Consider the following 20,419-nt stretch of genomic DNA (forward strand, 5'->3'; position numbering starts at 1 on the left):
CTAGGGCGTCCGGGTGGTCGCGGCGTAGGGCGCGGTGGAGTTCGCCTGCGCCGTATACGGTGCAGCGCGGGCCTCGACAGACCAGGATGTGGGACGTGTGCTCGGGGATTTCGGACCAGGCTGGGCTGCGGAACGCACGGGGGCTTGCGGCGATGGCAGTGCCGTCTTCACGCATCATGGAACGCACGAGGTCGGCGAATGCCGGTGTGGTGTCGACGCTTTCGGTGATCCGAACGTCGAGCTCGCGGGCGCGGGTCTCTTTCCAGTTCGCTACGGCCCTGGCGATCCAGGTCTCCAGGTAGCGGTCGCGAGGCACGGCCAGGGGAATCAGGGTGACCGGAATCTCTTGGCGGGCAGCGTCGTCGAGGGCCGTGTGGATGGTCGGCTCCCCCTGATCGAGCAACGCATAGGTGATCCTGCAGGCATCGGCCAGACTCGCGACAGCGGCGAGGTCGACGCCCGACGGCGTCGGTCGCGCGACGAGGACATACCGGCGCGTCATGTCGTACCCACCGTGCGCCGGGCGGGGACCACCAGCGGTGTGCCGGTGATCGGATCTTCGATCACCGCACAGTCCAGGTCGAAGACCTCCGACACCAGATCGGCGCGCACGATCTGCGCGGGCGGGCCCTGTTGGACCACCCGGCCGTCCTTCATCGCCACGAGGTGATCGGCGTACCTGGCGGCCAGATTCAGGTCGTGCAGCACCGCGATAATGGTGCGCGGCAACAGCTTCCGTAGGACGTCGAGGACATCCAGTTGGTGGGCGAGGTCGAGGAAGGTGGTCGGCTCGTCGAGCAACATCACCTCCGGGTCCTGCGCTATCGCCAGCGCGATCCACACTCGTTGCCGCTGCCCGCCGGACAGCTGGTCCATCGTCCGGTCGATGAGGTCGAGAGTGTCGGTGGCCGCCAACGCGTTACGGACCGCGGTCGTGTCCTCCTCGGACCACTGCCGGAACCATCGTTGATGCGGATGGCGGCCGCGGCCGACGAGCTCGCCGACGGTGATCCCGTCCGGGGCAACGGGCTGCTGCGGCAGCATCCCGAGTCGCCGAGCAAGTACCCGCGCGGGCTGGTGTGCGATATCGGCACCGTCGAGCAGTACCGCGCCAGCGGCGGGCGGCATCAACCGTGCGAGACCCCGTAGCAGCGTGGACTTTCCGCAGCCGTTGCGGCCGACGATGACAGTGATCTGCCCTGCGGGGAATTCCACGGAGGCGTCGGTGACGATCACGGTGTCGCCGTAGGCGAGATCGAGTTCGGTGGTGGTGAGGTGTGCGGTCATCCGGCGACTCCGATTCGGGTTGCGCGGGCCAGGAGATAGACGAGGACGGGCGCGCCGAGGATCGCGGTCACGACGCCGACCGGCAGCTCCGCCGGGAACAGCCGTCTGGCCGCCAGATCGGCGGCCACCACCAGCAACGCCCCCGCGGCGGCCGCCGGTGCGAGTCCGGTGCAGCGTTCGGCGAGCAGCCGTCGCACAATCTGCGGTGCCACCAGGGCGACAAAGGCGATCGGCCCCGCCGCGGCGGTGGCAAGCGTCGCCGCAACGGCGGCCAGCACGATCAACGTGCCGCGGTCCGGACCACGACGTCCGGCAAGCGAATTCGCGAGCTCGTCACCCAGCTCGAGCAGTGGCAGCGATCGGCCGAGCATGATCAGCGGCGGTATGACCACCCCGAGCGCGGCGGCAGCGAACCACACGTGCATCCAGTCGCGGTTGGCGAGACTGCCGGTGAGCCACATCGCCGCCGTATGCGCCTGATAGATGTTGGCGTGGGTCAGGATGTAGGCGATCGCCGAGGACAGCATGGCGGTGACGCCGATCCCGACGAGGACCAGCCGGTATCCGTCGAGGCCGTCCATCGTCGCCACCGCGACGATCAGCGCCATCGCCACGAACGCGCCCGCCAGCGCGCCGCCGACCAGCGCGAGGCCGCTGCCGCCGAGCAGCACGCTCACCACGAGCGCACCCAACGACGCACCCGCATTGATGCCGATGATCTCCGGACTGACCAGTGGATTCGTCGCGATCCGCTGCAGCACCGCGCCGGACACCGCGAAGGCGGCACCGGTACACAGTCCGGTGAGCACGCGCGGTAGTCGATCGGCGACGACGACGTCGTATTCGATGAGCGTGCCACCACCACCGAGCACCCGCAGGACATCGCCGACGGTGAGCGGATAGTGGCCGATCGTGAGCGACCAGGCCGCCAGCGACAACGCCGCCGCCGTGCACACCACGGTGACGAGCACCGATCGACGATGCACCCGAAAGACGAGATGCTGTCCGGGAGATCTCACAAGTATTGTGCCGCTGGGTAATACGCTGCGTTCGAGGAGCGTCACAGTGCCGCCACCTTCCGATTGCGCACGAGATAGAGGAAGAACGGCGATCCGGCGAACGCGGTGATGATGCCGACCTGGATTTCCTGTGGCTGGGCGACGACCCGTCCGAGAATGTCGGCGAGCAGCAACAGGATCGGTCCGAGCACGGCACACCAGACCAGCACCCACCGATAGTCCTGTCCGGCGAAGGCACGGGCGATATGCGGAATGACCAGTCCGACAAAGGCGATCGGCCCGGCGATGGCCACCGCCGACCCCGCGAGCAGCACGACGGTCAACGCGCCTGCCGCGCGCACCACGATGAGCCGCGTGCCGAGCGTGCGCGCCATGTCGTCGCCCATGGCGATGGCGTTCAGCGGCCGCGACACCGCCAGCGCCAGCACCGCGCCGACGGCGATGAAAGGTACGATCGCCCCGACGGATTCGAGGCTGGCGCGGGTCAACGATCCGACCACCCAGAATCGGAAATTGTCGAGGGTGCTCCGGTCGAGCAGGGTGATCGCCGTGGTGATCGATCCGCACAGCGCGGTGCACGCCGCGCCGGCCAGCACCAGCTTCACCGGTGTCGCACCGCCGAATCCCAGTGAGCCGAGGGTGTATACGAAGGCGGCGGCGACCGCGGCACCGACGAAGGCGAACCAGACGAAGACCGCAGGCGCGGTCAAACCCAGTGCGCCCATGGCGATCACGATGGCCAGCGAGGCGCCCGCGTTGATGCCGAGCAGGCCTGGCCCGGCCAGCGGGTTACGGGTCAGTCCCTGCATGACGGCTCCGGCCAGCGCGAGCGCGACGCCGGCGAGCAGGCCGGCGACGGTCCTCGGCAGCCGGATGTATCGCACGATCCGGTCGGCGTCACTACCGCCGAAATCGGTGAACGCGGTGACCGCCTGATCGAGCGTGAGCGGGTGCGTGCCGACCAAGACGGATGCGACGCAGACAGCGGCGAGCACGGCACCGGCGACGACCAGGCCGGTGCCGCGCGCAGTGCGCGTCACCGCCGGAACAGATCGGGATGGATCAGTTCGGCGACGAGCTCGGTCGCGTGGGCGATGCGGACACCGGCGGCCCGATCGGCGAACAGGAACGGATGCACCGCGCCCTTGCGGACGGCAGTCAGATTGGCGAAGGCCGGGTTGCCGACGATCTTGTCGGCCTGTGGCTGAGCATCGGCGCGCGTATAGGTTGCCTTGCAACACATGCTGGTCAGAATGATGTCGGGGTCGCGGGCGATCAGCTGTTCGGCGCCGATCTGAACGTTACGGCGTTCGGTGAGATCGGCGAAGGCATTCACCCCGCCCGCGGCGTCGATGATCCGAGTGACGAAGTCGATGCCGCCCGCGACGGTGTAGGAACCGTCGTCCTTCGGCGTGACGACCGCGACGCGCGGCTTCGGCGCGCTACCCACTTTCGCGCGCACCGCGTCGATCCGCGCACCGAGTTGCGTGACCACCGATTCGGCACGCTCGGACACACCCCACAGCGCGCCGAGATCGCGCAGATCCGCATACACGTTCTCGAATCGCACGGTCGCCGGGTCGATCGCCTCGTCAGCGAGCCCGTCCGCGCTCGGGCACAGCGGGCTCACGATCCACGTCCGCACGCCGAGGTCGTGCAGGCTCGCGCGGGTGCCGACGCTGGACGACGACGACTTGGCGAACACACCGTTGAAGCCGGACAGCACGAAGTCGGGGTTCTTCGAGAGCAGTTCGTCGCGACTCGGCAACTTCTCGACATAGGTCGTTTTCGCCTGCGCGGCCTGATATTCGGGCAGCACCGCGGAATCCAGGAACGCCGTCGTCACCAGCCGATCGGTGACGCCGAGCGCGTGCGCGATCTCGATCGACGGTTGGTAGGCCGCATAGATCCGCTGGGGAGGTCCACCGACGCCGACGTCGATCCCGCAGTTCGCGCGGGTGACAGCGGTGGCGTCGTTGGTCGCCGGTCCTGGTTGCGCACCGCAACCAGCCAGCACGATCGCACAGGCGACCAGCGCACCACTACGTAGGCGCGCGAAAACAGATGGGGTCAAGGTGACCGCCTTCCAGGTCCTCGTGGAAACGGGTACTGCGTAGCCGTGGCCGGTCTCCTGGCTGACGGGCTGTCGCGCGACGGATCTACCTTCCCAGAGCACAAGTGCCCCAGTGGCTCCGGAGGAATCGCTTCCTCCGGACCGATCCGTCGCTCCCGATCACAGTGGCGAGGGCCGCACCGGTACCACACCGGTTTCCCGAACACCACGGCTGCGCGGACTGTACCAAGCCCCCTCCGAAATCGGACAATGCGAACCTGACTTGCCCTCGGACCGCGCTAGAGCTGGTTGAGCCGTTCGGCGAACTTGAGCCAGTCGTTGGCGATCGTGCCCGCCAGTTGGGCAACGGTTTTCGTGCAGTGATCGGGGACGCCGACGGCGAGCGCGTCCCATTCCTGCTCGGTCGGGTGCGCCGCCAATCGGCGAAGCAGCGCGCGGCCCGGTTCGGTGAAGCGCAGTGACGGATCGGTCCGCAGACCCTGGATCAGCACCGTCGGGTCTTTCAGTTCATTCGTGGTCTGGGGACCGCACGGCTTCTTCTTCGTCGCCTTCGCGACGTCAGTATGTCGGCGCGGTACCGGCTCCTCGCCCCGCCTGATCCGTTGGCGCACATCATGTGCCGTGCCGACGGAGACACCGGCGGCCTTGGCCAGCTCACGGATCGGCGCCTCGGGCATGTCCGCGATCAGCTCGCCCACCCGCCGCCGACCATCGTCGGCGCTCAACGAGCGCGCCCTGCCGTCGCGCCCCATCCTGATGTTCGACTGGCCATCTTGGTCAGTTGAACTCAGCCGTATCCGGCCGACGGTGCCGTGGCCAAGACCGACAGTCGCCGCGATAGCACGATCAGACCATTCGGGAAATTGAGCGAGTATTCGCGTTGCCGCGGCTCGGCGATCGGACAATGACAAAGGCAGGCCGTGACTATTGTTCATTCGCACAGACAATACGAATGCTTCATGGTCCGTTCCGTCGAAAAGTTGCGCCCGAATCGTCGTTGCGCCACGCAACACAGCCGCTTTCACCCGGTGGATGCCGTCGATGACGCGCATCGTCTTCTTGTGTATCAGGATCGGCGGCAGCACCGCATCGACCTCGGCCAGCGCCCGGATATGTTCGACGTTCTCGCCGAGAATGCGTGGCGAGCCTGCGAGAGCAAGGGTCTCCAAACGGATTTCGACGACACCACTGACGTTCGCGCATTCGTAGCGCCCCGGCAGTACCACCTGGAATCGGCCATCGGAGGAGTCGCCGCCGAACGGTTCGACCGCCGCGGACCGTATCGCCGCAGGCAAACCCACCTCCCGAAGCACAGGTGTGGATGTCAACCCTTCCATCATGGTTCCCTCTCTACAACACTCTCAACACTGAGCAGCCGCCGCGTAGGCGGCCCAACACATTTCACAGACGAAGCGCAACACCGAGCACGGCCGTCTGGCGGGCGGCCGAGCACGCAAGATATTCGCAATACTTTCTGGCGGAATCAAACTGGCGACGACAGCGATGTCCGAGAATTCACTTCGTGTTCGCTCCGGTACCACAATCGCTGTCGGTGAACCCGACGCAGACAGGTCGGTCTTCGACGAATATCCCTTTACCCCAAGGGAATTGACGTACCAAGTGCCGCGAGAGCGGCATCGCCGACGCGGAGCGCCGCGCGGCCGACATAGGTACGGCTTAGCTAACCCCTTCTGATCGCGTCACGGACAGCACGCACTCTGCCCGACCTTCGCCGGGGACTGTACCGGAGAAAACTTCCAGCTCGAACGACGGCTGCCGCGCCCGGCAACCGCTCCCGCACTACGTCTTCGACCCGCCGGGTCGCACCTCGAGTCAGCGCTTGTCGCGCTGACCTTCGGCGAGCTGTTCGCTGGTCTTGTCGGCACCGACGCGGCGTTGCACGGCGGCGACCAGACCGGGCGCGACACCGGCGAACATGGCGGTCAGGCGCAGCGGTAGCGGCGCAACGTCCACCTCGGCCCGGTTCTTGTCGATGGCGCGAATGGCCGCCTTCGCCACGTCTTCCGGCGCGCGGGTGCCGACACCGAGCGGCAGGGACGCGCCGGAATCGGCGAACATGCCCGCGTCCCTGATATAGCCGGGGAACACCGTCGAGACGCCAACGTTGTGCGGTCGCAAGTCCTCTCGCAGCGCGAGCGCGAAACCGCGCATCCCGAACTTGGTTGCGTTGTAGAGCGACGCCTGCCTGGACGCGGTCTTCCCGGACAGTGACGAGATGAAGACCAGGTGCCCACGCCGCCGAGCCACCATCTGTTCGGCGGCCAGCTTCGCCATGATGATCGGCGCACGAAGGTTGACATCGAGCGCGCGATCGACCTCGCCGACGGAATAGTCCGGCAACAGCCCCATGGCGGGCAGCGCGGCATTGGCCACGACCACATCGATCTCGCCCGCCGCGGCAAGCAGTTTCTCGATCCCGTCCCGGTCGGCCAGATCGGCGGGGATAGCACGGCCGCCGAGCCGCTCGGCCAGCGGCGCGAGCACGTCGGCCCGACGCCCGGTCAGCACCACCTCGCCGCCGCGCGCGGCGAACGCCTCCGCCAACGACCGGCCGATCCCGCCGGTGGCCCCCGTCACCAACACCCGCGCGCCCCGCAGTTCCATCGCAAATCTCCCGATCCTCGACGAGCCCACCCCAACCCACCTTACGGACGCGAGGAATTGCCCACCGAACACTGGCCACGCGGGCGCATCAGCACCTCGTCGAAGATTACCGCGCTATTGCGCAGAACTCCTTGGTGTCGTGCCGTTCTTGGCGGCCGGTGCGCGGCACATGCGGCAGATAGCGGGTCGGCGGGTGCGGTGCGGCCGGCCGTTCGACGCACTGAGCGAAGACGTGATCGACACCGGCGAGGCAGTGGGGGCAACGCCGATCGGGGTGACCGGCGGGGACAGTCGCGATTCGCTGAATCGGTTCGGTGCTGAAGTTCGCCACGATGTCTATCTCTCCGTGAGTGCCTAGATGATCCTGCCTCCATCTGACTGGTCGCTTGCTCTGCTGCCGCCGTTACCGGGGGAATCGGCTACTACGCAGGAGTTAACGCCAGCTTCAATTCACCTCAGCATTGCTGATCAATAACTGATCGGGTGATGATCACGCTTCGTCGCCTCGGCGGAGCGGTGGCCAGTTATCCAAAACCGACCAGTAGGTCCATGGAGTGCGCGGGCAGTGATGACGTGACATGAACCTGGTACCGGTCGAGAGATACCTGTCACACTCCTTCGACGTTTCGAGGCCAAAGTCACAGGTGGAGGCCATTTTGCGTGGATCTAAGCCTCACTTTTGAGACATTCCGGACGCATTCTTCCATTTGACAGATTTAGGCGTGGCTAACTTAAGCTCTAGCGTTGTGACCTTGCCAGACACGACCCGAGCTACCCCGGTGTTGCCGCGAAACTCGGTGCTGGTCAGCGGGTTTGCCGTACTGCTGCTGCGCATTCTGCAACGCCCGGCGTTCGGCGCACGCTCGGTGCCTGTGCCGATCACCCCGGAGACGGTCTGACCGCGCCGCGGCCGCACCCAAGGCCCACTCCACAACGTCGCCCCACCCGACAGGCGACGTCGTTTCACCCAACCAGAAATGAGGACGAAACATGTCCACACGACGATTCCGCATGCCAGGCCTCGGTCGCATCGGCGTCGCACTGGTCGCCGCGGCGGTCAGCCTGCCGATCCTCGTGGCCTGCGGCAACAGTTCCAGCACAACCGATTCCGCACCGTCGGCGGCCGACGCGGCGAGCTTCCCGCGCACGCTCGACACCGTGATGGGGCAGGTGACGATCCCGCATGCGCCCAAGCGCGTTGTCGTACTCGACACCGCCGAACTCGATTCGGTGACCCTGCTCGGCATCAAGCCGGTCGGTGCGGTGCTCCCGCACACCAAGTCGCGCGGCGGCTTCCCCGACTACCTCGCCGACAAGGTCGGTCCGGCAACCGATGTCGGCCCGCTGCTCGAGCCGAACCTGGAGCGCATCGCCTCACTCAAGCCCGATCTGATCCTGTCGTCGAAGGTCAGGCACGAGAAGATCTACAGCAAGCTCAGCGGCATCGCACCCACCGTCTTCACCGAAACCACCGGCGGCCCATGGAAAGCCAACCTGGCCGTGCACGCCAAGGCGCTCGGGCTCGATCAGCAGGCCGCCGACGCGCTGAAGAACTACGAGAACCGCGCGCACGACCTCGGCGCCGCGATAAAGGCGAAAAACGGCACGCTGCCAACGGTTTCGGTGGTCCGCTTCATGGCGGGACCGACGCGGCTCTACCTGAACACCTCCTTCAGCGGCGTCGTGCTCGACGACATCGGCCTGCCGCGGCCCGCCTCCCAGGTCGCCACTGACCCGAAGAAGACCATGAAGGACGTCAGCCCGGAGCAGGTCGACCAGGCCGACGCGAACCTGATCTTCATTGCCACCGTCGACGACCCGGGCAAGACGGAAAAGGGCGCGGTCACCACCAGCCCGATCTGGCGTGATCTGGCCGCGGTGAAGGACGGCAAGGCCATCGACGTGTCGGACGAGATCTGGATGTCCGGCATCGGTGTGCAGGCCGCCGACAAGATGCTCGCCGACGTGGCGAAGGCGACCGGCGTGGAGCAGAAGTAGCAATGCGGCTCTACCTGCTTGCCCTCAATCCCACCGACTCGGTCTCCGACGGGTACCTGCCCGCGGCCGCCGCGCTCGGTCTCGACGTCACGATCCTGACCGATCAGCCCGCGGCGCATCGGCTGCGGCACCCCGATATTCCGGCCGTGCGCTGCGACGTGCGCAATGTCGAGGCGGTCATTGCCACCATCGCCGGATTGCCTGACCCGGACGCGATTTTCAGCAACAGCGATCATCTGCAGACCACGGCCGCGCTGGCCGCCGCCTACTTCGAGCTGCCGGGCAAGGACTGGCGAGTGACGTTGCGGGCGAAGAACAAAGCGCAGATGCGCCGCCATCTCGCCGCCGCCGGACTGGACACCGTGTGGAGCACCGAGCTGACGCCGCACCAGGATCCGGCCGAGCTCGCCGCACTCGACGTGCCGTTTCCGTGCGTGGTCAAACCGCGCGAGGGCGTGGCGAGCGAGAACGTGGTGATGGTCGAGCGGCCGGACGATCTGATCCTGTGCTGCAAGCAGATTCGGGAGCGGGTGCCCGACGTCACCCTGGTCGTCGAGGAATACCTCATCGGCGACTTGCACACGCTGGAAACACTGGGTGACGGCATCCAGCGCACCGTGCTCGGCGGCTTCCGCACCACCCTGTCGGCGCCGCCGCACTTCATCGAGCTGCGCCACACCTTCACCCCGGCGCATCCCGAATCGGTGACGACGCAGGTACTCACCCAACTCGATGCGCTCGGCGTCGGATTCGGCGCCTGCCACACCGAATTCGTGGTGCACGATGACCGGGCCAGGCTCATCGAGGTCAACTACCGCAGCATCGGCGATCAATGCGATCTGATGTTGCAGCAGTTGCTCGGCATCGCGTTGTTCGAGCGCATCCTGCGCACCTACCTCGGTGAGCAGCTGCCGGATGATCTCGGCCTGCGGACCGACGGCGCCGGGCGCATCGACCACATCTGCGCATCCGGTTCCGGCACATTGACTTCCCGGCCCGAGGCCGTCGACACCGTCGTGGACGGTGTCGGCCTCACCTACCGTCCACTGCGCACACTCGGTGTGCAGCAAGCGCTCTCGCACACCAACCGGGACTACGTCGGCGTGCTGCGGGCGATCGGCACCGACACCGCGGCGGTCGATCGAGTGGCGGAGCAGTTCCTCGCGGCCCAGCGCTGGGAGATCACGCTGTGAGCGGGCTTGCGAGCGAACCGGCAAGAGGCAGCGCTAGCGCCGCCGTGTCGTCCGAGGTGGACGAGCACGAACAGTATTTGGTGTTCCGGGTGCTCGCGGCCATGCTGCGCGAGGATGTGCTCGGGCTGCGCACCCGCAGCTCCGAGGTGGTCCGGGCCGACGGCCGGTGGTTGCGGCTCGCGGCAAGCACCGAGCACGATGTCGACGCACTGCTGCTCCCGGTGACATCGGATGGGTTCCTCTGCGCGGACACAGCCAGGCTTCCGTTGCTCGTGCGCGAGTCCGATGGATCCGAATTACGCAGTGTGGCTGAGATTGTCGGCGCGCTCGCGACATTCGCGGATCCGGCTGATCGCGACGGGTTCCTCGGATTCGCCGCGGAGTGCGCACAGACGCTGGCGACCATCCGGTTGCATGCCGCCACCCGGCAACAGATCTCGGAAACGCTCACCACGTTCTACGGCGACCGGCTCGACGGCTGGACCGGCCCGGCCACGTTGGCGTTCGACACACTGGCCGCCCGCCACGACCATCCCGTGTACCCGACCGCCCGGGCCCGGTCCGGGCTCAGCGAAGCGCAATTGCGTGCCTACACACCGGAATTCCATCCTCGGTTCGCACTGCGCTGGCTGGCGGTCCCCCAGGCTGCCGTCACCGTCGCGGGTGGCGTCGACTTCCCGCCGTACTGGCCGACACCGGACCGGCTCGGTGCCCCGCACCTGGCCGAAAGCCACCTCCTGCTGCCGATCCACCCGTTGACCGTCGGCGCCGCGCTCGATGCGGCGCTGCACGAGCTGGATCTGCACGCCGATTCCGTGCTATTGGACCAGCCGTACCTCGAGGTGATTCCGACACTGTCGACCCGGACGGTCGCGCTCGCCGCCGACCCGGCCGAACATCTCAAGCTGCCTTTGGCCACCGCAACACTCGGACAGCGCAACGTGCGCACGATCAAGACACGGACCCTGGTCGACGGCGCACTCTGCCAGCGGCTGCTCGAAACCGTCATCGCCAGGGAACCGCGCTTCCGCCATACGATTCTGCTGGCTGACGAGAGCACGTACGCCCATGCCGGACACGAGTTGCTCGCGGTGCTGCGGCGCCGCTATCCCGCCGAGCTGGACGGCGGCGTTGTCGTGCCGATGGCGGCGCTGCTCAGCCTGGCCGGTGATGATCGCCGGGTTGTCGACCATCTCGCCGACCGGTTCTACGACGGCGACCCGATCGCACTGTTCGATGCCTGGCTCACTCTGCTCTTCGATTGGCAGACAACCCTTTTCGGATACGGTATCGCGCTGGAATCGCATCAGCAGAACATCTCGCTGGTGCTGGACACCGACGGCGGAGCGACCCGCATGCGGATGGTGTTCAAGGACAACGACACCGCACGCGTGCACACCGAACGGGTGCATGCCCGGCTCGGCGGCGAACCACCGAGGTTCACCGATCCGCGCATCAATGTCGACGACGATCGCGCGCTCACCGATCTGTTCAGCACGATCACCATGCACCTGTGTGCGGGCTCCTACGCGTTCGAGCTGGCCAGGCTCGGCCACGCGCCGCTGCCGAAACTGCTCCTGCTCGTTCGCGATCGGCTCGAGCAGGCGATCGGCCGGGTCGGCAACGCCGAACGGCTACGCGCGGAGGTGCTGGATGCGCCGACCCTGCCGGTGAAGGCGATGGTCAGCGCGGGAACGCTGTTCAGCAAGGAACGGTCCGGTGCGACCGACATCAACAAGCACTACACCGCGGGACCCAACTATCTGCGCACCCTCGGCGGTGCACAATGACCGTCACCGCGTCGAAATCCGCTGACCCGCAGGAGGGTACGAATCGGCGGGTGTACACGGTGGCGGGCTGCTACTTCGTTGCCTCGTTCGCCGCGCTCGGCCTGCCGCCGTACTTCACGGCGATGCTGCCGGAGCTGGGTGATCCGACCGCGCGGTGGGCAGGGCTGCTGTATGTCGTGCCGACCGTCTTCGGTGGACTCGGTGCGCCGTTGTGGGGCAAACTCGCCGATCGATTCGGGCGCAAGAAGTTGCTGCTGCGTGCCCAATTGGGGCTCGCGGTGGCCTTCGTACTGGCAGGTCTTGCCGATTCGATTCCGGTGTTCACCGCGGCGCTGGTGCTGCAGGGCGTGCTCGGCGGCACGTTCGCGGCATCGAACGGCTATCTCGGTGCGGCACTGCGCGGCCCGGCATTGACGCGGGCGCTCACGCTGCTCCAGCTCAGTGCCCGTGCCGCTTTGGTTTTCGCGCCGATCGTGGTCGGCCTGCTCTCGGAGTGGCTTTCGCCGCATCGTCAGTACATCGTGCTCGCCTTGCTGCCGTTGTCGGCGGCGCTGCTCCTGCTCTGGCTGCCAGAGCCGGAGGCGAGCGAGGACAGCGTCAAGAAGAACGGAACCGACGGCGCCGCACCGGATCCACGGCCGTTGCGTGCGTTGTTCGCACTCGAGTTCACCGTCGTGTTCGCCACCGTCGTCTCGTTTCCCTATCTCGTCGCACTGGTCGGGGCCAGGCTGCCCGATCTGCCCGCGGCGGCGGCAGGCCTGTTGTTCGCACTACCGCATCTGGTCTATCTCCTTTCGGCGATGTCCTTGCAGCGTCGACTGCGGACCGGACCCTTACCGCCGGTCATCTTCGGATTCGCCTGTCTCGCAGTGGGACTGGCTGCCCACTGGGTGACCGACTCCCTGTTCGGATTCGTGATCGCCCGCCTCGTCCTCGGCATCGGCCTCACCCTGTGCCTGCTCGGCCGGAACATGCTGGCCTCCGACTGTGCCACCGGCAGAGCGCCGGGCGGCATGTTCGGTTCGCTCGAATTCTTCGCCAAGGCCGGTGCGGTCGCCGCCGGCGTCGCGGCCACCGCGGTCAACCTGCGCTTCGGCCCGGCCGCGCCCGCACTGGTCGGTGGCCTCGCCGCCGTCGCCGCACTGACGGTCGCGCTGACCGTCGAAGTCCGCCAACGTCTTTCGCCCACATAACGGAGTAGTCACATGTCTTTGTCGAGCACATCGCTATCGTCCGTCCCCCGCCACGCACGCGCCGCCCTGCCGAATGCGGACGAAGTCGTCGCGCACACCCTGCTCAATTGCCTGCTGCGTGAGCTTTCCGGACCCGAACAGCAGGTGACGGTCACCGGCGATCAGCTGCTGCTGCGGCTGCCCCGCCGTGGCGTGCGTCTTCGGGTACGACTGCGGCGCACCTCCCTGATCGGCGCGCATCGGTTCACCGGGCCGGTCACCGAATTCCGCGACGGCGCATGGGTCGACGTGGACTGGCAGCGCCTGGCCGCGCACATCCATGACGAACTGACGCTGCACACCGGTGTGCACAACGACGAATTCCTCGAACAGGTCGCCTCCAGTCACCGCACGATCACCGCAACCATGGCTTCCCGCGGCACCGGGCAGGCCCTCGCCGCCGCCGACTATCTGAGCTCGGAGCAGTCGCTGCTGTACGGTCACCGCTTCCATCCGACACCGAAGGCGCGCAGCGGCGATCCGGAGCTGTGGGAGCGTTATGCGCCGGAGAACGGTGGCGCGTTCGAGCTGCGGCTGCTTGCGGTGCGTTCGCATCTCATCGCCGAAGAATCCGCCGATCCGGACGCGGTCGCCGCCTTCGACCGGCTGTCGCCGGAGGTGCCCGCAGGCTATCGGCTGCTGCCCGCCCACCCGTGGCAATACGAACTGCTGCGGGACAATTCGGCATTGCGTAGTGCGTTCTCGCGCGGCGACATCATCGATCTCGGCACGAGCGAGCGGATGTTCGCCGCCACCGCTTCGGTGCGGACCCTCTACGACGGCGAGACCTTCCTCAAGTTCAGCCTCAACGTCCGAATCACCAACTGCCTGCGCAAGAACGCCAGCTACGAACTGTCCGGCGCGGTTGCGCTGACCGGCCTGCTTCGCGCGGTCTTCGACGATCTCGAGACTCGCTTCCCCGGGCACGGGATGCTGCGCGAACCCGCCTACCGCAGCATCGCGCTGCCGGGAGCGGACGGCACCGCGGATCGCGCCCTGCTGGAAGGCTTCGGCGTGATCGTCCGCGAGGGCCTGTCCGCGCGGCTGCGCCCCGGCGTCACCGCGCTACTCGCCGCGGCGGTCGCGGACGAGTACTCGACCGGACCAGCGCAGATCTCGCCGCTGCTCGGTGACGGCGATGCCGAGGACGCATTGCGTTGGTGGACGGCGTATCTCGAATTGCTGATCCCGCCGGTCCTTGCCGCCTATTTCGACCACGGCGTCGTGCTGGAACCGCATCTGCAGAACGTCATCATCGGCGTCGATGGCGCGAACATGCCGGTGCAGGTGCTGTTCCGGGATCTGGAGGGCACCAAGCTGCTGCCGGAACACCATGCGGCGGCACTGGCCGGGCTGCTGCCCGAGGTCGGTTCGCGGATGTCCTACGACGCGCAGCAAGGTTGGGATCGAGTCGTCTACTGCTTGGTCGTCAACAACATCGCGGAAATGCTTGCCGCACTGGCGGACCGGCACCCGGAACTGGAAGCCAGGTTGTGGGCGCGCGTGCACGAGACGCTGGGCAACTACGCGAACGAATACGGGTGCCCGCCGCGCTTGGCCGCGCTGCTCGCCGGGGTTCCGGTGCCCGCCAAGGCCAACATGCTCACCAGGTGGGAGCGCAGGGCCGACCGCGACGCGGGTTACGTCCGGCTGCCATCGCCCTTCCCGCGTACCGAGTCACTTCAGGTGCGCAGCAACGCTTTCGACATGGAGGTGGTCCGATGATCGCGCTGACCGAACCGGTGCTGGCGAAGGTGAGGGCGCTGTCCGGCACCGAATTGCCTGCCTACCTCTACGATCTCGGCGCCTTGCGCGACCATGCCGCATTCGTTCGTGCGGCGCTGCCCGACGCGGTCGAGCTGTATTACGCCGCCAAGGCCAATCCGGAGCCGGAAATCCTTGCCGCGCTCAGCGATATCGTCGACGGGTTCGAGGTGTCCTCGGGCGGCGAACTCGCCCACGTCGCCAAGGCCGTCCCGCAGCGGCCGTTGGCGTTCGGTGCGCCGGGCAAGACCCTCGACGAGCTGACCGCCGCGCTCGAGCACGGCGTGCACCGCATGCACGTGGAAAGCGCCACCGAGCTGCGCATGCTGGCCGCCCTGACGGCAAGTCGTCCGGCGGCCGCGCCGATCGGGGTGCTGCTCCGCGTCAATCTGGCCGTCGACGGCGGTGCGCTCGCCGACAGTGCACTAGCCATGGGCGGCAGGCCGACCCCGTTCGGTCTCGATCCAGCTCAGGCCGACGCGCTGGCCGCCGAACTCGCGGACGGGCGGTATCCGGGTCTGCGCTGGCACGGTGTGCACGCCCACCTGGCCAGTGGGTTGGACGCCGCCGAACTCGTCGAGGTCGCGGCGTCGATCGTGAGCTGGTCGACCGCGCTCGCCGAACGCCATGGTGTCGAACTCGCCGAGGTCAATGTCGGCGGCGGGATGAACGTCGATTACACCACCCCGGCAAGCCGTTTCGATTGGCTTGCCTACGGCCGCGGTCTCGGCCGCATCGCCGAGGCCAACCCTGGACTGCGCTTGCGGATCGAGCCGGGCCGGGCGCTCACCGCGTATTGCGGGTGGTACGCCACCGAGGTGTTGGACGTGAAGCTCAGTCACGGAACGGAATTCGCGGTGGTCCGGGGTGGAACCCACCATCTGCGCACCCCGGCCACCAAGGGACACGACCAACCGTGCGCGATCGTTCCGGTCGACTCGTGGCCGCATCCGTGGCAACGGCCGACCGCCGGGCAGCAGCAGGTGACCGTGACCGGTCAGCTCTGCACGCCGAAAGACCTTTTAGCACAGCATGTTGCCGCGCCAGGGCTGCGGGCAGGCGACCGCGTGGTGTTCGGACTCACCGGCGCGTACGCCTGGAACATCTCCCACCACGACTTCCTGATGCACCCCTCGCCGACCTTCCATTTCCTTGGCGGTCTTCCGGTGGGAACCGTCTGATGTTGCGCCGCAACGAGGTCAAACGAAAGCTCGCCGAGGGCGGCACGGTGCACGGCCTGTTCTGCTCGACGCCCGCCCCGGCACTGGTCGAGATGATCGGTTGTGCCGGTTACGACTTCGTCATCATCGACGCCGAACACACGCTGATCGATCCGCAGCAACTGGAGAACCTGATCCGCGCCGCGGAGGCGACCGGCTTGACCGCCTTTGTGCGGGTGCCGCCGGACGATCCCGGCGCGATCCTGCGGGCACTCGACGGCGGCGCGCTCGGCATCGTGGTTCCGCACGTCCGCAGCCGCGCCGATGTGGACGCGGCCATCCACGCCGCCTACTACGCGCCGGTGGGCATGCGATCGCTCGGCACCGGCCGCGCCGCCGGATTCGGCAGACTCGACCCAGTCGAGTACATCGCAACAGCCAATGCCGAGATCATGCTGATCCCGCTGATCGAGGACGTCGAAGGAGTAGACGCCATCGAGGACATCCTGTCCGGTGGCAGCATCGACATGGTGCTACCCGGTCCCGCGGACCTCTCCCAATCCTATGGGCTGCCTTGGCAATTGACCCACCCGACGGTGCGCTCAGCAGTCGCAGGCCTACAGACCGCCTGCGCCACTCACAACGTGCCCTTCTGCGCGATCGCCCGCACCCCCGACCGCTACACACAATGGCGCAACGCCGGCGTCCGCGCCTTCAGCCTCGGCGACGCCAGCGACCTTGCCGCAGCCGCCCTACGCCACAACCTCACCGACCTCACCCCCTAAGCAGTTGCGCAGCACCCGGGTCGGCAGCACGCATCGCGGCACCGTCCCCGAGCTGTTGCCGATCCACCGCACCCGCGGTAGTACCTGCCGAAGGCATGCTCCGCCGCCGGACGGCAGGCCATCAACCACCCCCTGGTCGCATGAGCGCGAAAACCTGCCGCTCACACGACATTCGATTGATCGTTCAGTTCGGGGAAGTCGTGACGGAGCCGATCGAGACAGCGGCGGACCTCCCGCAAATCTCGTTCGAGACGGCGCCCCTCGGTCGTGGAGCGCGGGGTTCCGCGCAAGGTCGCGGTGGCCTGAATCGCTGATGCCAGGGTTCGGGCCTCCGCGCTGAGTAGCTCGTAGAACATCCGAGCCTGCGCCACATCGGATTCGTCGTGCACGGGACACCTACCTCAGACGGACATCCCGTCACTCGTTCGCCTTCTGTACACGTAATTGTTACTCATGATTCACGGTATCGCTGCCACACAGCAAAGCCTCGGCGGCGTGACAGCCGCCGTCGATGGGCGATCGGAGGTTGTTGTTCGTGGACTCCCCTAGGCGACCGCGCGCCGAGAGGTCGGCAGTCACGGACCGGTCACCGACGGAAATGTGCCACACGCCACGGCATTCGCGTCGGGTGGGGCTCTCGCGATAACTTGGCGGGGTGATGAGGAACGCGGTATCCACGACGGCAGGAGCATGGCGGGCGGGTGACGGCGCCGCGGTGCCGTTGCGTGAGGCGACGGTGGCGTGGGCGTTGGCCGCACATGCCGAGCTGGCCGAGATCGCTACCGGTTACGGGCATTTCATCACGGTGAACGAGCTGGCCGAGCGGGTGCAGGAAGCGTCAGGTGTGCACACCGGAGCACCGACCCGCACCTGGATGGACGCCATCCTGCGCAAGATCGCCAGGCGCTGCCACAAGGCGGGCGAGCCGCCACTGATCGCGCTGTGCGTGCGGCAGAACCACACCGTCGGCGACGCCTACAAATACATGCTGGAACTCGCAGGCCTGCCGATCCCCGAAGACCTCGAGCTGCACGCAGCCTACGCACGCTGGCAGTGTTACCAGCACTACGGCGCAGAAATGCCAGCCGACAGAGGAGTTCCGCCGCTCACCCCCAAGGTGGCAGGCCGCCGCCGCCCGACAACCGCGGCACCGCAGGTCGAAACCGCGCCCCAACCGACCCGCACAGCCGTGTGCACCGAGTGCTTCACCCAACTCCCGGCCAGCGGAACCTGCTACTACTGCGTCTGAGCCTGGCTGCGGGGTTTCGCTCCGTAGGATGAGCTCTCGTGGAATCAGGCATGGAGCTCGAGGGCTTGCGGTCCGCACTCTCCTGCGTGTACGAGAAGCTCGACGCCGAGAGCCTCACCCAGCCCGACAGCATCGAGCTGGTGGCCCGCGCTGAAGCGATTCAGGACCAGATCGACGCGATGCAGGATGCCGTCGGCGACGACGAGCTCGCAGACACCCGGACCCCGCCACCCGCGAGCGACACCCTGTTCTGAATTGCGAGAGCCTGCGGAGGATTCCGTCGCCGGTGAAAATAGCGGCTCATACCCGGACCGGCGTCGTAGTAGCGTGCGAGGTTCGCTTGCACCACACGGTGCTTCGTTGGTCGTTAGGGATATCGAATGGCAAAGTCGCCGTACTTCGCGCGAAAGCTCTCGATCTGGGCTGTCGTGGCCATGGGGGGTCTGACGGCCGCTTGTGGGAGCGATGGCGCGGACACGAGTTCCATTGGCGGGCAGCGGTATAGCGCTGAGCGCGTCACCGGCGGCTGCGACCTGCTCGATCTGTCGGTCCTGGCCAGGTGGGAGCCGACACCGATCAATCGTTCGGGCGACAAGAAGAACACCGAGCTCGGCACAGAGCTGACCTGTGATGCGGAGAACAACTCCGTCGACACCGACCGCTTGGCGGCAGTGGAGTTGTGGACGGTCCTGCACACCGACAAGAGTGAAGCCCTGACCACCTATGAGATGAACCTGGTCGTCATGAAACGCCTCTCGGGCGTCAACGCCGAGGTCGCCGTACCCGGTCTCGGCGAACGTGCCGCCTATCTATACGAGAAAAAGGACTCGGACTCGAACGGCAGGTCCACTCTCCAACTTTCGCTACTAGACGGTCCCCTGGTGGTCCGCCTGATCATCTCGGTCGACGCCGCACCGACCACCGAACAGGAACTCCTCGCTGTCGCCACCGACCAGATGCGGCGAATCAGCAACACGTTGGAAGCTTGAGAAGAACAGCGCAGCCCGAGCCCGGTCCGTTCGTTCGGATCGGGCTCGGCCTGTCTAAGACTGAAGGTCAGCAGGCGGCGAAGTCGTTGTGGCGGTCTTCGATTGCGGGCTGGTCAGGGACACCGCCGACCCATGGTCCCTGCGTCGCAGCAGGCATTGTCGGCGGCGCACCGTTGTCAGCGCGTATGGGATTTTCGATACGCCGACGATATCCGCCGACTCGTACCGTCGACTCGATAAATCTCCTGTGCCACAGGGGATCTCGAGAAGCAGGAGAAGACGATGAAACTGCGCGAACTCGCCGTGACAGCACTGCTGGTCCTCGGCATAGCCGGCTTGGCCGCCCCCGCCCAAGCCGACCCCGCCCAAGACGCCGCCGGATACGACCGCTGCCCGAACGGGCATTTCTGCCTCTTCAGCGCCGCCAACGGAGGCGGGCGAATCGCCTACTTCCGCGTCGGCTCCACCGATCTACGCCTACAGAACATCGACGGCCAAGCCTATTCGAAGTGGAACCGCACCGGCCGCTACTGGGACGGGTTCACCGAGTACAACTATCGCGGCGGCATCATCTTCCGAAGCGGCCCCGGTCAACAACTCAATATCCCGGCCGATGTCGCCACTCAGGTGCATTCGGTGAAGGCGGTCTGACCCGAAATCGGCTGGCGCGACCGCGTTCAACATCAGCTGGGGTTGCGGGAGAGCCGGCAGAGCGACGCGGCCCACGTACACAGACGACAGCCCCGCCCAGCGAAGACTACTGGGCGGGGCTACCTCCCAATTACGCGCTCGTGCTTCGGACATCGTGCCCCGGCCTACCTTTGCTGGAACGCGCGCATCACCTTTTGGCGGACCAACTCACGAAGACGCTTGTCCTCGTTCGGATCCATGCCCTCGGCGATGAAGACGGCATCGGTAAACGAGTCGGCGTCCGTAGGCGGCGCCGTGCACAACCTGCTCCTTTCATCCGGTGGCAGACAGAAACCCAGTTCGACGCACAGGTTGTCGAGCAGGAAAGCCACGTCCTCAGCACTCATACGCGGAAGTCTGCCCGAGATGGTCCCGACCAGCCGATCTCGCAGTCGACACAGCAACGGGCGGCGCAGCACTACGAGTCCAGACAGGAGCCGGACGGCGAGCCCGTCCGCGGCGTCAACAGCGTCCAGCTCCTGAACCAAGGCGGTCAGTGGTGGGTGGTGACCCTCTTCTGGTCCGAAGAGGGTCACCCAACCGATTCCGGAGTTCTGATTCGGA

General features: G+C 66.7%; 22 protein-coding genes and 1 riboswitch. Of the genes, 12 read left to right on the top strand and 10 right to left on the bottom strand.

Annotation, left to right across the window (positions count from 1 at the left end):
• From NA11_RS02005 to NA11_RS44580, 8 genes are all read right to left on the bottom strand, one after another.
• On the bottom strand, positions 1-502 hold a 502-nt coding region (locus NA11_RS02005), incomplete at its 3' end, for a (2Fe-2S) ferredoxin domain-containing protein (protein ID WP_069159982.1).
• Complete coding sequence (locus NA11_RS02010) at positions 499-1,287, bottom strand: ABC transporter ATP-binding protein (protein WP_069159983.1); 789 nt, start codon at positions 1,285-1,287, stop codon at positions 499-501. The genes NA11_RS02005 and NA11_RS02010, both read right to left, overlap by 4 nt.
• Positions 1,284-2,273 (bottom strand): FecCD family ABC transporter permease, encoded by a 990-nt coding sequence (locus NA11_RS02015; protein ID WP_245745672.1) that lies wholly within the window; start codon positions 2,271-2,273, stop codon positions 1,284-1,286. Before NA11_RS02015 ends, NA11_RS02010 begins: the two co-directional genes overlap by 4 nt.
• Positions 2,274-2,347: 74 nt before the next feature.
• Positions 2,348-3,346 (bottom strand): FecCD family ABC transporter permease, encoded by a 999-nt coding sequence (locus NA11_RS02020; protein WP_218023222.1) that lies wholly within the window; start codon positions 3,344-3,346, stop codon positions 2,348-2,350.
• Positions 3,343-4,380, bottom strand: a complete 1,038-nt coding sequence (locus NA11_RS02025; protein WP_069160172.1) for an ABC transporter substrate-binding protein — start codon at positions 4,378-4,380, stop codon at positions 3,343-3,345. Before NA11_RS02025 ends, NA11_RS02020 begins: the two co-directional genes overlap by 4 nt.
• Positions 4,381-4,410: 30 nt before the next feature.
• A riboswitch (cobalamin riboswitch) is annotated at positions 4,411-4,605 on the bottom strand.
• A 53-nt stretch (positions 4,606-4,658) separates the two neighbouring features.
• A complete protein-coding gene (locus NA11_RS02030; protein WP_167837535.1) occupies positions 4,659-5,708 on the bottom strand; it encodes a ParB/RepB/Spo0J family partition protein in 1,050 nt (349 codons plus the stop codon).
• A 505-nt stretch (positions 5,709-6,213) separates the two neighbouring features.
• Positions 6,214-7,005: an SDR family NAD(P)-dependent oxidoreductase gene (locus NA11_RS02035; RefSeq protein WP_069159985.1), complete on the bottom strand. Its 792-nt coding sequence runs from the start codon at positions 7,003-7,005 to the stop codon at positions 6,214-6,216.
• 106 nt (positions 7,006-7,111) lie between these two features.
• Positions 7,112-7,336 carry a hypothetical protein gene (locus tag NA11_RS44580; RefSeq protein ID WP_141717346.1) on the bottom strand — a complete coding sequence of 75 codons (225 nt, stop codon included), beginning with the start codon at positions 7,334-7,336 and terminating at the stop codon, positions 7,112-7,114.
• Between the two features lie 421 nt (positions 7,337-7,757).
• On the opposite strand from NA11_RS44580, the gene NA11_RS45435 reads away from it, so the two are divergent.
• The 8 genes from NA11_RS45435 to NA11_RS02075 all read left to right on the top strand — a co-directional run bounded on the left by NA11_RS45435 (position 7,758) and on the right by NA11_RS02075 (position 16,927).
• Positions 7,758-7,904 carry a hypothetical protein gene (locus NA11_RS45435; protein WP_167837536.1) on the top strand — a complete coding sequence of 49 codons (147 nt, stop codon included), beginning with the start codon at positions 7,758-7,760 and terminating at the stop codon, positions 7,902-7,904.
• 91 nt (positions 7,905-7,995) lie between these two features.
• Positions 7,996-9,003: an ABC transporter substrate-binding protein gene (locus tag NA11_RS02045; RefSeq protein ID WP_069159987.1), complete on the top strand. Its 1,008-nt coding sequence runs from the start codon at positions 7,996-7,998 to the stop codon at positions 9,001-9,003.
• A 2-nt stretch (positions 9,004-9,005) separates the two neighbouring features.
• Entirely contained in the window at positions 9,006-10,196 is a 1,191-nt protein-coding gene (locus tag NA11_RS02050) for an ATP-grasp domain-containing protein (protein WP_069159988.1), read from the top strand.
• A 56-nt stretch (positions 10,197-10,252) separates the two neighbouring features.
• Positions 10,253-11,986 carry an IucA/IucC family protein gene (locus NA11_RS02055; RefSeq protein ID WP_218023223.1) on the top strand — a complete coding sequence of 578 codons (1,734 nt, stop codon included), beginning with the start codon at positions 10,253-10,255 and terminating at the stop codon, positions 11,984-11,986.
• The gene (locus NA11_RS02060; RefSeq protein ID WP_069159990.1) at positions 11,983-13,179 is read left to right on the top strand and encodes an MFS transporter; all 1,197 of its coding nucleotides are present in this window, start codon (positions 11,983-11,985) and stop codon (positions 13,177-13,179) included. The genes NA11_RS02055 and NA11_RS02060 overlap by 4 nt, the downstream gene beginning before the upstream one ends.
• 12 nt (positions 13,180-13,191) lie before the next feature.
• Entirely contained in the window at positions 13,192-14,943 is a 1,752-nt protein-coding gene (locus NA11_RS02065) for an IucA/IucC family protein (protein ID WP_141717347.1), read from the top strand.
• On the top strand, positions 14,940-16,163 hold the full coding sequence (locus NA11_RS02070) for a type III PLP-dependent enzyme (RefSeq protein ID WP_069159991.1): 1,224 nt from the start codon (positions 14,940-14,942) through the stop codon (positions 16,161-16,163). The genes NA11_RS02065 and NA11_RS02070 overlap by 4 nt, the downstream gene beginning before the upstream one ends.
• Positions 16,163-16,927 carry an HpcH/HpaI aldolase family protein gene (locus NA11_RS02075; protein WP_069159992.1) on the top strand — a complete coding sequence of 255 codons (765 nt, stop codon included), beginning with the start codon at positions 16,163-16,165 and terminating at the stop codon, positions 16,925-16,927. Before NA11_RS02070 ends, NA11_RS02075 begins: the two co-directional genes overlap by 1 nt.
• A 161-nt stretch (positions 16,928-17,088) precedes the next feature.
• Here NA11_RS02075 and NA11_RS02080 read toward each other — a convergent pair whose 3' ends face one another.
• Positions 17,089-17,316 carry a hypothetical protein gene (locus NA11_RS02080; RefSeq protein WP_069159993.1) on the bottom strand — a complete coding sequence of 76 codons (228 nt, stop codon included), beginning with the start codon at positions 17,314-17,316 and terminating at the stop codon, positions 17,089-17,091.
• Positions 17,317-17,585: 269 nt separating this feature from the next.
• Here NA11_RS02080 and NA11_RS02085 point away from each other — a divergent pair, with 269 nt between their 5' ends.
• The 4 genes from NA11_RS02085 to NA11_RS02100 all read left to right on the top strand — a co-directional run bounded on the left by NA11_RS02085 (position 17,586) and on the right by NA11_RS02100 (position 19,816).
• A complete protein-coding gene (locus tag NA11_RS02085) occupies positions 17,586-18,176 on the top strand; it encodes a hypothetical protein (protein ID WP_245745673.1) in 591 nt (196 codons plus the stop codon).
• A gap of 38 nt (positions 18,177-18,214) precedes the next feature.
• Positions 18,215-18,430: a hypothetical protein gene (locus NA11_RS02090; RefSeq protein WP_141717348.1), complete on the top strand. Its 216-nt coding sequence runs from the start codon at positions 18,215-18,217 to the stop codon at positions 18,428-18,430.
• Positions 18,431-18,556: 126 nt separating this feature from the next.
• Positions 18,557-19,165, top strand: a complete 609-nt coding sequence (locus NA11_RS02095; RefSeq protein ID WP_069159995.1) for a hypothetical protein — start codon at positions 18,557-18,559, stop codon at positions 19,163-19,165.
• Positions 19,166-19,447: 282 nt separating this feature from the next.
• Positions 19,448-19,816, top strand: a complete 369-nt coding sequence (locus NA11_RS02100) for a peptidase inhibitor family I36 protein (RefSeq protein WP_069159996.1) — start codon at positions 19,448-19,450, stop codon at positions 19,814-19,816.
• 164 nt (positions 19,817-19,980) lie between these two features.
• Here the strand turns inward: NA11_RS02100 and NA11_RS02105 are convergent, their stop codons facing one another.
• Positions 19,981-20,202, bottom strand: coding sequence for a hypothetical protein (locus tag NA11_RS02105; RefSeq protein ID WP_069160175.1), 222 nt, complete (start codon positions 20,200-20,202; stop codon positions 19,981-19,983).
• Positions 20,203-20,419: the final 217 nt, after the last annotated feature.

The organism is Nocardia altamirensis NBRC 108246 (assembly GCF_001612685.1).
Taxonomy (GTDB): domain Bacteria; phylum Actinomycetota; class Actinomycetes; order Mycobacteriales; family Mycobacteriaceae; genus Nocardia; species Nocardia altamirensis.